Raw genomic sequence first — 1,558 nt, forward strand, 5'->3', positions numbered from 1 at the left:
CTGATTCGTCCTCTCTCTCTCGTGTTTGTATGTTTTTTTTTATATGGATGCGGCCCCCCCAGGTACCTCCGCTTAGGCCTTCTGCGGCGGCGTCAGTTGTGTATAAGATACAGCCCCCAAGCATTGTAGGCTTTACCGCCTCTCCATGCAATGGGTTCACTCCTGTGGATCGAAGCCGCCTGTCTTACGGGTCTATTATTCTTAAGAGTGTTTCGAGGATTTTGGAGTTTAATGTGGATTCAAGACTATACCGTTTTAAAGCTTTAGAATGTTTAAGGAAAGTGTGGTTATTTAAATGAGTGGAAATGACAAAGTTCGGTTTGCGATTATTGGTTGTGGACGGATTGCTCCCAAACATGCGGAATCTATCGTTGCTCTTCCAGAAGCGGAATTAGTTGCAGTATGCGATATAGTGCCGGAGTTAGCTCAGGCCTTTGCCGATAAATATGGAGCTGAGCCTTTTACAGATTATCTGGAAATGCTGAAGAGATCAGATATTGATGTTGTTACTATCGCAACTTCCAGTGGAATTCATGCAGAGATTGGAATTGCCGCCGCTGAAGCAGGCAAGCATGTGTTGGTTGAAAAGCCAATGGCCATGACCTTGAAGACAGCGGATGCCATGATTGCTGCCTGCCGCAAAGCAGGGGTGAAACTAGGAGTTATCCATCAAAACCGCTTTAATGACTCTATCAAACTTCTACGTAAAGCAGTTGAGGATGGTCGCTTTGGAAATTTAACTCACGGACAAGCTACTGTACGTTGGAATCGCAATGATAACTACTATACCCAGGCACCTTGGCGCGGAACCAAGCTCCACGATGGAGGGGTATTGATGAATCAATCAATACATAACATCGACCTCTTACAGTGGACATTTGGCCCAGTGGAGTCGGTTTTTGGATATACAGAGACGTTTATGCGCAAAATTGAAATGGAAGATATGGGAGCCGCTGTTGTCAAGTTTAAGAGTGGGGCCATCGGGATTATTGAAGCAGCTTCGACCATCTACCCTACGAACATAGAAGAGACCTTTAATGTTTTTGGCGAAACGGGATCTGTGATCGTTGGCGGAATAGCCGTAAACCGCATTGAAGTCTGGGAGTTCCCCGAGAGTACCGAAGAGAAAGCCCAGATCTTTGCCAGCCAAGCTGGGGATCCACCGAATGTCTACGGTTATGGACACCGGGAGATCATCTCAGATATGATTCAAGCCATCCGAGAGGATCGAACCCCTGCAATTCCAGGAGAAGAAGGACGTAAGGCACTGGAGATTATTTTGGCGATCTATAAATGCCAAGAGACGAAAGAGCCGGTTGTGTTTCCTTTAGTGGAGTAGGGAACGAGTCGCTGGGGTCAGGCGGCTTCGTCCACATCCTGCAAGACAAGCTAATTCGTGCGACGAAGACACTGTCTTCGCACGGGTTAAACCTTCTTGCAGCAGTGTCTTCGACCCTCAGCACTCCGAGGCTTGCCTACTCGCTTAGGCGGGAGCTTCACCAAACCTCCGGGTAATACCTGGTGTGAACCAGTGGCTTCGCTTCCCGCCCAAGCTTTG

Annotated in this window: 1 protein-coding gene; it reads left to right on the forward strand. The window is 47.9% G+C overall.

Translation table 11 applies throughout. From position 1 onward, the window contains the following. Positions 1-295 precede the first annotated feature (295 nt). Positions 296-1,339 (forward strand): Gfo/Idh/MocA family oxidoreductase, encoded by a 1,044-nt coding sequence (locus tag DP73_RS21880; protein ID WP_034602530.1) that lies wholly within the window; start codon positions 296-298, stop codon positions 1,337-1,339. The last annotated feature ends 219 nt before the right edge of the window (positions 1,340-1,558 follow it).

It is taken from the genome of Desulfosporosinus sp. HMP52 (genome assembly GCF_000765145.1).
Lineage (GTDB): Bacteria > Bacillota > Desulfitobacteriia > Desulfitobacteriales > Desulfitobacteriaceae > Desulfosporosinus.